Genomic DNA, 11,650 nt, shown 5'->3' with positions numbered 1-11,650 from the left:
TTAAAACGTTAATCAAGTTGTCTTTTCGGTTAATTTCGCGTTAAAAAGGGTGGCCAAATAAAATATGATTCCTAAATAAATGAATTATGATAGAAAAAATCAACCTCAACAACATTCTGTTTCTCGATATAGAAACCGTTCCAGAAGTAGCCGATTTCAATTCGCTTGACGATGAAATGAAAGATCTTTGGGAACACAAAACACAATACCAACGGAAAGACGAATATACTCCAGAAGATTTTTATGAACGAGCAGGAATTTGGGCCGAGTTCGGTAAAATTGTCTGTATTTCAGTTGGGTATTTTGTCATCAAAGGCGATATTCGGAATTTTAGAGTTACTTCCTTTTTTGGTGAAGAAAAGATAATCTTGCTCGATTTTATCAACCTTTTGAACAATCATTTCAACCAGCCTCAACACGTTTTGTGTGGTCATAATGCCAAGGAATTCGACATTCCGTTTATCGCTCGCCGAATGATTATTAATAACATTGCCATTCCCAACAAGCTGAATTTATTTGGAAAAAAACCCTGGGAAATTCCGCATTTAGACACTTTAGAATTGTGGAAATTTGGCGATTACAAACATTTCACTTCCTTGAAATTAATGTGCAAAGTCCTTGGAATCCCTTCTCCAAAAGGCGATATCGACGGCAGTCAAGTGGGTCACGTTTTTTATGTAGAAAAAGACATCGATAGAATTGTAACCTATTGCGAAAAAGACACCATTGCTGTGGCGCAGATTTTCCTTCGATTAAGACGCGAAGATTTATTAATTGAGGAAGAGATTATTCACGTGTAAAAACAATGGCAATATCAAAATTCAATTGTAATTACAATATGAAAAATGATAATGAAAAAATATTTAATTTTAATTGACTTTTAAAAATGAAGATATGAGTTTTCATATTTAGAAATTTTTTATTGCCATTGGCATTGCCATTGCAATTGCTATTGATTTATTACATTTACAAAAATTATATATTATGGTATTGAGTAGATTTTGGTTGGTAATTTTCATTTCGTCAATTGTATTTGTGATTTTTAGTTTGTTTTCTGGCAACAGCTACACGATCGACCATGTTTTGAACGGAAAAAAAGACGATCCTATTCTGATTTCAGAAAAATATATCGATCAGATTCCTGCTTTTATAAAGGATAGCATCAATAAATCGGAAGATAAAACCTTTATTGTCAATAGAGATACGCTAAATGCAGATTCTACTTATGTTTATAAAAATAAAGTAGTGAAAATTTTTAGTGGTGTTCAAAAATCCGATGGTTTATTGCCCACTTGCAAAAGCACTTTACTCGATTTGATTTTGCCACTTATGGCGTATTTGGCTTTTTTCTGCGGTTTGATGGAGCTTTTAATCATTTCGGGAGTGTCAGAAAAACTGGCAAAAGTATTGAGTCCCGTTTTCGTAAAAGTGTTTCCAAGTATTCCAAAAAATCACCCATCGATTTCCTATATGACTTTAAATTTTGCTGCCAATTTCTTAGGATTGGATTCAGCCGCAACTCCTTTTGGATTAAAAGCAATGGAAAGTTTACAAGAAATAAATCCCGAAAAAGACAAGGCGAGTGATGCCCAAATTATGTTTATGTGTTTGCACGCTTCGGGACTTACTTTAATCGCAACTTCCATAATTGGTTATCGTGCTGCCGCTGGTGCCAGTAATCCTGCCGATGTAATGTTACCTTGTATCATCACTTCTTTTATTGGTACAATTGCTGCTTTCTTGATTGTTGGAATCAAACAAAAAATTAATTTCAAAAGTGCTTCTTTGGTTATTGGGTTGATGGTATTGATTGCAGCCATTATAGGTTTGTTGATGTATGTAAATCATCTGGATTTAATTGGAAAAAACTATTTCACCTCCAATCTTTCCGCTTTAATATTGGTTGGAATTATTGTTTTTACTTTGATCTTTTCTTTCATTAAAGAGAAAAAATTCACAGATGCCAATACGACTGTTTATGAATCCTTTGTAGTAGGTGCTAATAATGGTGTTAAAACAGGAGTGACCATTTTCCCTTATGTATTGGGAATGTTGGTGGCTATTTCTTTATTCAGGAATAGTGGGTTGTTTGAAATTATTAGCAATTGGATTGCTTTTGCTTTTTCGAATATGGGTGTCAATAAACAAATTACAGATGCTTTGCCTGTTGCGATGTTGAGACCATTTAGTTCTGCTGGATCAAGAGGATTTTTGATTGATTCGATGAATACTTTTGGTGCCGATTCTATGACGGGAAGGTTGAGTTCTATATTTCAGTGCAGTGCCGAAAGCACTTTCTACGTAATTGCAGTTTATTTTGGATCGGTAAATATCAAAAACACCCGTTATGCATTGCAAACAATGTTATTAGTTGATTTGATTTGCGTGATTACGGCGATTTTTGTGGCGAGCTGGTTTTTTTAGAATTAACTGGACTAAAGTCCAGCCCTACAAATGTTCCGAGCCGCTGGCTCTTTGAAGTACGTAAAAGTTCCGTAGGAACGATCCATATTGTAGCAACGGATTTTAGTCCAGCCTACAAAATGTTCCGAGCCGCTGGCTCTTTGAAGTACGTAAAAGTTCCGTAGGATCGATCTATATTGTAGCAACGGATTTTAATCCAGCCTACAAATGTTCCGAGTCGCTGGCTCTTTGAAGTACGTAAAAGTTCCGTAGGAACGATCCATATTGTAGCAACGGATTTTAATCCGTTGATGATATGAAATAATAAGCAACGGAGTTCCATAGGAACGGAACATTTTTTTGCTACGGATTCAAAAATTAAAATTAAAAATATGGCAAACACCTATCATCAAGTGTATATTCAGGTTGTTTTTGCCGTAAAATATCGCGAAGCTGTAATTGCTGATGAATGGAAATCAATAGTGTTTGGAGTTATTGGCAATTTGATAAATGAAACGGGTTGTAAAACGATCATTGTAAATGGAGTTAAAGATCACGTTCATTGTTTTTTAGGTTTAAAACCTACAGTTTCAATCTCGGAACTAATGAAAACGGTAAAAGCAAAATCATCAAAATACATTAATGACCATCATTTGACTAAATCAAGGTTTGAATGGCAGGAAGGTTATGGTGCGTTTTCATATGGTCATTCTCAAGTTGATGTAGTTTATAAATATATTGCCAACCAAGAAGAACATCACAAGAAACAAACTTTCAAGAAGGAATATTTGGAGTTTTTAGATAAGTTCGAAGTTCCGTTTGATGAGAGATATGTTTTTGAAGATTTAATATGAGCCGAGCCTAAGGCTCTTTGTTGATTATTTTTGATTGTTTCCAACGGATTAAAATCCGTTGCTACAATATGTTCCGAGCCGATGGCTCTAAGAAGTCTATGAAAATGCTAAAGTTCCGTAGGAACGACAAATGTTGAAGTAACGGATTTTAATCCGTTGGAGTAGAAAGATCGATATTTTTGCAATGAATTTTTTAATCAAATTCAATTTTTGGAATAGAATACAATCATTTTAGACAACTTAACCCTCTTTAATTTATAACAATTCTAAAGCATAACTTGATATAAATCTCAAGAAATTCTTTCTACAATTCTTATATTTGACGTTCTAAAAATAACCTCATATTATGGAATTTATATACCAGGATCCTTATCCCATTTTAAAAGACGATACCCAATACCGCAAAATCACTTCCGATTTTGTAAAAACCGAAAAACTAGGAGACAGAGAAATCTTGACCGTTGACCCAAAAGGTTTAGAATTGTTGTCTCAAGAAGCTCTGAAAGATGTTTCTTTTATGTTACGAACAGCACATTTATCCAAATTAAAAGCCATTCTTGATGATCCAGAAGCAACAGACAACGACCGTTTCGTGGCTTACAATTTATTGCAAAACGCTGTTGTTGCCATTGATGGAGAATTACCTTCTTGCCAAGACACCGGAACAGCAATTGTAATGGCCAAAAAAGGGGAAAATGTATACACAGGAGTCGATGATGCCGAATGGTTATCAAAAGGAATTTTTAACACTTATCAGGAAAGAAATCTTCGTTATTCCCAGATTGTGCCTATTAGTATGTTTGAAGAAAAAAACTCGGGTTCGAATCTTCCGGCGCAGATTGATATTTATGCCAAAAAAGGAGCTTCTTACGAGTTCTTGTTCTTGGCAAAAGGAGGCGGTTCTGCCAATAAAACTTTCTTGTACCAACAAACGAAATCTCTATTGAATGAAAAATCATTGGATGCTTTTGTTCAATCCAAAATTAAGGATTTGGGAACTTCGGCTTGTCCGCCGTATCACTTGGCTTTAGTGATTGGAGGAACTTCGGCAGAAGCGAATTTGGCTGCTGTTAAAAAAGCCTCAGCTGGTTATTTTGACCATTTGCCAACCTCTGGAAATATGTCAGGTCAGGCTTTCCGTGATTTAGAATGGGAGAAAAGAGTACAGTTAATTTGCCAACAAAGTGCTATTGGAGCACAATTTGGTGGTAAATATTTCACACACGATGTTCGAGTAATTCGTTTGCCTCGTCACGCAGCATCTTGTCCAGTTGGATTGGGAGTTTCCTGTTCAGCCGATAGAAATATTAAAGGAAAAATTACCAAAGAAGGTGTTTTTGTAGAGCAATTGGAAGTGAATCCAAAACAATTTTTGCCAGAAACAGCGCCACATTTGGAACCAGCTGTCGAAATTGATTTGAACCAACCAATGGCTGATATTCTAAAAAAATTATCCCAATATCCAATAAAAACACGCTTGAAACTAAACGGAACTTTAATTGTAGCTCGTGATATTGCTCACGCCAAAATCAAAGAATTATTGGATGCCGGAAAACCAATGCCAGAATACTTTAAAAACCATCCAATTTATTACGCAGGACCAGCCAAAACACCGGAAGGAATGGCTTCTGGAAGTTTTGGACCAACAACTGCTGGTAGAATGGATGTTTATGTTGATGAGTTTCAAAAAAATGGTGGAAGTATGGTAATGCTTGCCAAAGGCAATAGAACGGCAGCAGTAAAAGAAGCTTGTCAGAAATACGGTGGATTCTATTTGGGTTCTATTGGTGGTCCAGCCGCTATTTTGGCCAAAGAAAATATTCTTTCAGTCGAGATTGTTGATTTTGAAGAATTAGGAATGGAAGCCGTTCGAAAAATCACGATTAAAGATTTTCCAGCTTTTATTATTACTGATGATAAAGGAAATGATTTCTTTGAGAATTTGTAGTTTTTATCAGCAAAGTATTATTTTACCGCAGATTTGCAGATTATAATTTTATAAAATCTGTGAATCTGTGGCTATTTTTTTAAAGTCTAATCAATCACCATTTCTGGAATTTCACCTTCGATAATTAAATTAGCTTCGGTGGAAGCGATGATGTGTTCAACTGAAACTCCTGGCGCGCGTTCTAAGAGTTTAAAGCCGTTTGGAGTTACTTCGAGAACAGCTAATTCCGTTACTACTTTTTTCACGCAGCCAACACCTGTCAATGGCAAAGTACATTTTTTAAGAATTTTACTTTCTCCCGCTTTGTTGACGTGCATCATAGCTACGATAATATTTTCGGCCGAAGCGACTAAATCCATTGCTCCACCCATTCCCTTGACCATTTTTCCGGGGATTTTCCAGTTGGCAATGTCGCCGTTTTCGGCAACTTCCATCGCTCCAAGAATGGTTAAATCGATGTGTTGCCCACGAATCATTCCGAAACTCATTGCTGAATCAAAGAAAGAAGCACCTTCTAAAGTCGTGATGGTTTGTTTTCCAGCGTTGATTAAATCAGCGTCTTCTTTGCCTTCAAACGGGAAAGGGCCCATTCCCAGAACGCCGTTTTCACTTTGAAATTCGACGTCAATTCCTTTTGGGATATAATTGGCTACCAAAGTCGGAATACCAATTCCGAGGTTGACAAAGTATTTGTCTTTGACTTCTTGGGCGATTCGTTTGGCGATATCTTCTTTTGTTAGCATAATTGATTTGTTTTTTGGTATTCGCTGAATTTTCAAACACAAAACAGTTTTTTATTGCTTTATTTATTAATGGAGGTACAACTTTGCAATGTACTTTTTAAGTCTAATTCTTTTTTAAATTCTTCGGGTAATACTAATTTCTCATTGCAAAAATCTTTCATTTCATATAACTCTGTTTTTTTGTTAAAGATAATTGCTTTAGAAGATGAATAATCCGAATTATAAAACCAAATATTTGCATCTACGTCAACATATAAACACCAATAATGATATGAACTGAAGGTTTCGTTTAAATTTTGTTGAAATAATATTTTATTTGAATTGTCGGTAATCGCAAATATTATAGATTCGTCTTTAAGTTGTTTTACTATTATTTTTCTAGTTTTAAAATCTTTAAAAAAGATTGAATATTCACCTGGCTCATTTATAAATCCTGATTTAATACTATGTGATTTGAACTCAGAGTTATTACAAGAGACTAAGATTAAAAAAAGCATAATAAATAAATTCCGAGTCATTTTCTGTTTTTTATAAGTATAAACTATTTTCTTTTTCGAACTGATCACTAAAAACTGAATACTGACCACTATTTTTTCCTCACGGTTCTCTTCTCAATCCTCTTCTCATACTTCTCGCCTTGAAAAATGCGTTGCACGAATATTCCAGGAGTGTGGATTTGGTTGGGGTCGAGGGTTCCGGCATCGACTAATTCCTCGACTTCAGCGATGGTGATTTTGGCAGCTCCGGCCATACAAGGATTGAAGTTTCGGGCTGTTCCTTTGAAGATGAGGTTTCCTGCTGTGTCGCCTTTCCAAGCTTTTACTATAGAAAAATCGGCTTTGAAAGCCAATTCCATTACGTGCATTTTTCCGTTGAATTCTCGGGTTTCTTTACCAATGGCGACTTCTGTTCCGAAACCTGCTGGTGTGAAAAAAGCAGGGATTCCGGTTTGGGCTGCACGACAGCGTTCGGCCAAAGTTCCTTGTGGAATGAGTTCTACTTCGAGTTCGCCGGAAAGCATTTGGCGCTCGAATTCGGCATTTTCTCCCACATAAGAAGAAATCATTTTTTTGATTTGGTGTTTTTGTAACAGTAATCCCAATCCAAAATCATCGACTCCAGCATTGTTGGAAATACAGGTCAGATCGATGGTTTCTTTTTTGACGAGTTCGGCAATGGAGTTTTCGGGAATGCCACACAATCCGAAACCACCGAGCATTAGGGTCATTCCATTTTCGATTCCTTGGAGTGCTTCGTGTACGTTGTTAACTTCTTTGTTAATCATAATTATTAAATGATTATTTAAACCATTAAGTCCTGATAGTTATCGGGATAAGGAAATTAAGTTTTCAAATTAGTTTAATTTGAGGATTATTCATTTTGAAAACAAATGCCCTAGCCCAGATAGGAGCGGTATCCCACGCTTTTTCAGCGTGGATATAGCGGATAGCTGGAATAGCTCCAAATAAAAAAATTATAACCCGAATTCCTCGGTTTCTTGTTCTACGACGGTGGTGTCTTTTACAACTGCTCGTGGTGTGTAGCAATCTACTTTTATAGAAAGATTGGCAGGTCTGTCGAAATCTTCTTTGGAAACTTTCAGGTTTTGATCTTCGTAACAAAGCTTCATAAAATAGCCCCAAACAGGCAATGCAGCAGTTGCTCCTTGACCATAAGTTAGGCTTTTGAAACGTGCCGAACGGTCTTCGCAACCTACCCAAACTCCAGTAACTAGGTTGGGTACCATTCCCATAAACCAACCGTCGGACTGGTTTTGTGTGGTTCCGGTTTTACCCGCAATTGGGTTCCTAAATAGATACGGATAGCCTGTCCAGCGATTGTCGCCGCTTCCGCCACCTTCAGTTCTTAATCGGACTCCAGAGCCAGTTTCGGTAACGCCTTCGAGTAATTTGATTACGGCAAAAGCGATGTCTTTATTCAATACATCGTGAGATTCTGGAATTGGTTCGTAAATCACGACGCCGCTTTTATCTTCGATACGGCTAATGAATTGTGGTTTTACGTAAACGCCTTGATTGGCAAAAGTTCCGTAGGCAGCAACCATATCCTCTACGGTAATATCAACAGCTCCAAGAGCAATAGAAGGTTGAGCAGGGATTTCGGATTTGACACCTAATTTATGCGTCAATTCGATCACGGCTTCTGGACCAGTTTTGTCAATTAATTTTGCCGAAATAGTGTTGATAGAATTGGCCAATCCTTGTTTCAAAGTAACCATTCCTCGGTACGAATTGTTCGAATTTCTTGGTTCCCAATCTTCGGTCACGTGATGACGCCCTTTTCGAATCATAAATGGACCATCAAGAATAGTATCGCAAGGCGACATTCCTAATTGTTCGATAGCGGTTGCATATACAAAAGGTTTGAATGTAGAACCTACCTGTCTCGCGCCTTGACCTACGTGATCGTACTGGAAATATTTGTAATTGATACCGCCAACCCAAGCTTTTATGCTTCCCGTTTGTGGTTCCATAGCCATTAATCCCGATTGTAGGAAATGTTTATAATATCTTATGGAATCCAAGGGAGTCATAATTGTATCTCTTTCGCCTTTCCAAGTGAAGACTTTCATTTTTGTTTTTTGGCTGAAAGAAGCTATAATTTCTTCTTCGCTTTTATCTAGTTCTGTCATTACTGTCCAACGGTAAGAGGCTTTCATTGCTTGCTTCAAAATGCGGTCGGTTTCTGCTTTCGAAATGTTTACAAAAGGAGCGTTTTTATTGGTTTTGGCCTCGTCAAAAAATTGTTCTTGCAGATTTGCCATGTGTTTTTCGACAGCTTCTTCTGCGTGTAATTGCATTCTAGAATCGATGGTGGTGTAGATTTTTAAGCCATCTTTGTAGATGTTATAATCGGAACCATCGGCTTTTTTGTTTTCTTCTACCCATTTTTTCATATAATCACGCAAATATTCTCGGAAATAGGTGGCGGTTCCTTCGCGGTGACTTTCTAATTTGAAATTTAAAGTGATAGGTAAGGCCTGAAGCTTTTCTTTTTGTCCTTCGGTAATTATCCCTCCTTTTTCCATTTGGGAAAGCACCACATTTCTACGATTTTTAACGCCTTGAGGATTTTTAACAGGATTGTATAAACCTGAATTTTTGAACATTCCGACTAATATTGCCGATTCGTCTATGGTTAAATCTTTGGGAGCCTTTGAAAAATAAGTTTGCGCTGCCGAACTTACACCAACCGAATAATTTCCAAAATCATAAACGTTGCAATACATAGCAATGATTTCGTTTTTAGTATATTGTCTTTCCAATCGGATGGCAATTATCCATTCTTTGATTTTTTGGACGATTCTAAAAGGCAAGAATTTTGAACCTTCACCGTGGAATAATTGTTTGGCTAATTGTTGCGTTAAGGTACTTGCACCACCGCTTGTACCTAAACTCACGATTGCTCTTAAAGTTCCTCTTCCGTCAATGCCTGAATGTTCATAGAAACGTGTGTCTTCGGTGGCTACCAATGCATCGACAAGGTTTTTTGGTAAGTCAGAATATTTTAATTGAGATCTGTTTTTTTCAAAATATTTGCCTAGAATCACTCCGTCAGACGAGATTATTTCGGTGGCTAAATTAGAATCTGGATTTTCTAAATCTTCAAAAGAAGGCATCGAGCCAAAAAGTCCCCAAGAGGCAAACAAGAAAAATAATAATAATCCTCCAAGTCCATAAAAGAAAATTTTCCAGAATTTCTTTTTATAGTAGTTAATGTCTTTTTCGGTATTTTTTGTCTGAATATTGTTTTTTTGACTAGCCATAATTACTTTTTAATCTCTGTTTTCTATTCTAAAACCAACTTCGGTGATTCCGTCTAAAGCTGTTACACCGGGGACTTTTCCGTTTTCACGAACTGCTTGTTTGAGGTGCACTTTGTATTTTCCTCTAAATCGCACCTTTTCTTTATAAAAAAGTTTGTTTTCCTTTATGTCCGAAAAGCCATCACCCATTAGCGAACCGTCTGGATTAGCCATTTCATATTCAAGAGTGTCCACTTTTGTAAAGCCATTTGGCATTTCTAGCGCCACAATCAAAAACAGATTGTTGAACGGATAGTTGTTGTTGTCTCTCAAAGTTACAAAAAGATTGTACTGTTTTGTCGAATCTAATTCGGGTAAATCGAAAGAAACTATACTGTCTTTGTGCCAGGCTCTTCCCACGGATTTGTACTCGTCGAAAACTCTTTTTTTGTCACATGAAAAAAAGAGAATTACCATTAAAAGCAGTAACGCACTATTCCTTATTCTCATTTTTAGTAATAATTATAGGTTTCCTGGCTACTACAGGTTTTGTATCATTTGAATTATTAGCCTTGGAGTTGTTGTTTGGCTTGTTACTATTGTTATTTTGCCGTTTATTGTTGTTATTATTGCCATTATTATTGCCACTATTATTGCTATTATTTGCAACAATTAAATTATCACCAGCATTACGTTTTTTATTTGACTTTTTCTTTTTCTTCGGTTGGTCAAAACGGGTTAAACTTTCTTGCCCCATTGCGTTATTAAAGTGTTGTTCAGGCTCTACATCAATCACAATTTCAAAATCTTCGAGAGAAGCAACCTTGTTTTTTAGTTTATTTTCGGCAATAATTTCTCTGACTTGTTCGATTTTTAAAACGTGCCAGTTGGCAAAATCATTGGTATATGCAAACCACATCAATCCTTTAAAAATATCTTGTTTTTGACAAATAGCATCGCCTTTTTCGGTTACTAATTTGGTGTCAAAATCCGGGAACCCTTTTAGGGCATCCATATAAGTATCGAGCTCATAATTTAGACAACATTTCAATTTTCCGCATTGTCCCGCCAGTTTTTGTGGATTCAAAGACAATTGTTGGTAACGTGCTGCTGAGGTGTTTACGCTTCTAAAATCGGTTAGCCAAGTAGAACAACACAATTCTCTTCCGCAAGATCCAATGCCGCCCAAACGAGCCGCTTCTTGGCGAAGACCCACTTGTTTCATCTCGACTCTGGTGCTAAATTCTTTAGCAAAATCTTTTATTAAAAGTCTAAAATCGACTCTATCATTGGCTGTGTAATAGAAAGTTGCTTTTGAGCCATCGCCTTGAAATTCAATATCAGAAATTTTCATTTCTAGCTTTTGTGAAATTGCTAATTCACGAGCGCGAACCTTCATAGGCTCTTCTTTATCTCTTGCACTTGACCAAATATCAATATCTCTTTGAGATGCTTTTCGGTAAATTTTAGCAACATCTACACTGGTGTGATTCACTCCTTTTTTCTTCATTTGGATTTTCACCAATTCACCGGTCAGCGTCACAATTCCTATGTCGTGTCCCGGAGAAGCTTCGGTAGCGACAATGTCTCCAATACTTAAAGTTAGTTTTTCGGTATTGCGATAGAATTCTTTTCTCCCGTTTTTGAAACGTATTTCGACACAGTCAAAAGGAGTTTCTCCATTAGGCAAACTCATATTCGAAAGCCAGTCGAAAACCGTTAATTTGTTGCAGCTATCGGTACCGCAAGTTCCATTATTTTTACAACCCTTTGGTGCACCACCATCAGAAGTTGAACAACTTGTACATGCCATAATTTTATATGTAGTATTGCGATAGACGCAATTTAAGTTCATAAACGTTTAATCTGTAAAGATAGTATTTTTTAATTTTATGTTACAAGGGTTAAATACTTCAAAAAAGCATAATTATTTATT

The 11,650-nt window shown here is 36.5% G+C and carries 11 protein-coding genes; 4 read left to right on the top strand and 7 right to left on the bottom strand.

Translation table 11 applies throughout. The features are described from left to right. Positions 1-86 precede the first annotated feature (86 nt). Positions 87-800, top strand: coding sequence for a 3'-5' exonuclease (locus tag FNW17_RS00345; protein WP_143390470.1), 714 nt, complete (start codon positions 87-89; stop codon positions 798-800). Positions 801-984: 184 nt separating this feature from the next. Continuing rightward, positions 985-2,424, top strand: a complete 1,440-nt coding sequence (locus tag FNW17_RS00340) for a nucleoside recognition domain-containing protein (protein ID WP_144070610.1) — start codon at positions 985-987, stop codon at positions 2,422-2,424. Between the two features lie 112 nt (positions 2,425-2,536). On the opposite strand, the gene FNW17_RS00335 is transcribed toward FNW17_RS00340, so the two are convergent. Next, positions 2,537-2,746, bottom strand: coding sequence for a hypothetical protein (locus FNW17_RS00335; RefSeq protein ID WP_144070609.1), 210 nt, complete (start codon positions 2,744-2,746; stop codon positions 2,537-2,539). A 49-nt stretch (positions 2,747-2,795) separates the two neighbouring features. Between FNW17_RS00335 and tnpA the strand changes: the two genes are divergently transcribed. Continuing rightward, on the top strand, positions 2,796-3,257 hold the full coding sequence (gene tnpA, locus FNW17_RS00330) for an IS200/IS605 family transposase (protein WP_143390472.1): 462 nt from the start codon (positions 2,796-2,798) through the stop codon (positions 3,255-3,257). A gap of 346 nt (positions 3,258-3,603) precedes the next feature. Further along, the gene (locus FNW17_RS00325; protein WP_143390473.1) at positions 3,604-5,205 is read left to right on the top strand and encodes a fumarate hydratase; all 1,602 of its coding nucleotides are present in this window, start codon (positions 3,604-3,606) and stop codon (positions 5,203-5,205) included. Between the two features lie 86 nt (positions 5,206-5,291). Here FNW17_RS00325 and FNW17_RS00320 read toward each other — a convergent pair whose 3' ends face one another. The 6 genes from FNW17_RS00320 to FNW17_RS00295 form a co-directional block, all read right to left on the bottom strand. After that, positions 5,292-5,948: a CoA transferase subunit B gene (locus FNW17_RS00320; RefSeq protein WP_144070608.1), complete on the bottom strand. Its 657-nt coding sequence runs from the start codon at positions 5,946-5,948 to the stop codon at positions 5,292-5,294. A gap of 59 nt (positions 5,949-6,007) precedes the next feature. After that, the gene (locus tag FNW17_RS00315; RefSeq protein ID WP_144070607.1) at positions 6,008-6,466 is read right to left on the bottom strand and encodes a hypothetical protein; all 459 of its coding nucleotides are present in this window, start codon (positions 6,464-6,466) and stop codon (positions 6,008-6,010) included. 68 nt (positions 6,467-6,534) lie between these two features. Further along, entirely contained in the window at positions 6,535-7,233 is a 699-nt protein-coding gene (locus tag FNW17_RS00310) for a CoA transferase subunit A (RefSeq protein ID WP_144070606.1), read from the bottom strand. A 189-nt stretch (positions 7,234-7,422) separates the two neighbouring features. Continuing rightward, the gene (locus FNW17_RS00305; RefSeq protein ID WP_143390477.1) at positions 7,423-9,735 is read right to left on the bottom strand and encodes a penicillin-binding protein 1A; all 2,313 of its coding nucleotides are present in this window, start codon (positions 9,733-9,735) and stop codon (positions 7,423-7,425) included. Positions 9,736-9,744: 9 nt separating this feature from the next. Next, positions 9,745-10,224 (bottom strand): gliding motility lipoprotein GldH, encoded by a 480-nt coding sequence (locus tag FNW17_RS00300; RefSeq protein ID WP_143390478.1) that lies wholly within the window; start codon positions 10,222-10,224, stop codon positions 9,745-9,747. After that, positions 10,208-11,527: a PSP1 domain-containing protein gene (locus FNW17_RS00295; RefSeq protein ID WP_144070788.1), complete on the bottom strand. Its 1,320-nt coding sequence runs from the start codon at positions 11,525-11,527 to the stop codon at positions 10,208-10,210. Before FNW17_RS00295 ends, FNW17_RS00300 begins: the two co-directional genes overlap by 17 nt. Positions 11,528-11,650: the final 123 nt, after the last annotated feature.

The sequence above is a fragment of the Flavobacterium franklandianum genome, assembly GCF_007097365.1.
Classification (GTDB): Bacteria; Bacteroidota; Bacteroidia; order Flavobacteriales; family Flavobacteriaceae; genus Flavobacterium; species Flavobacterium franklandianum.
This window is presented reverse-complemented; position numbering and strand designations above follow the sequence as displayed.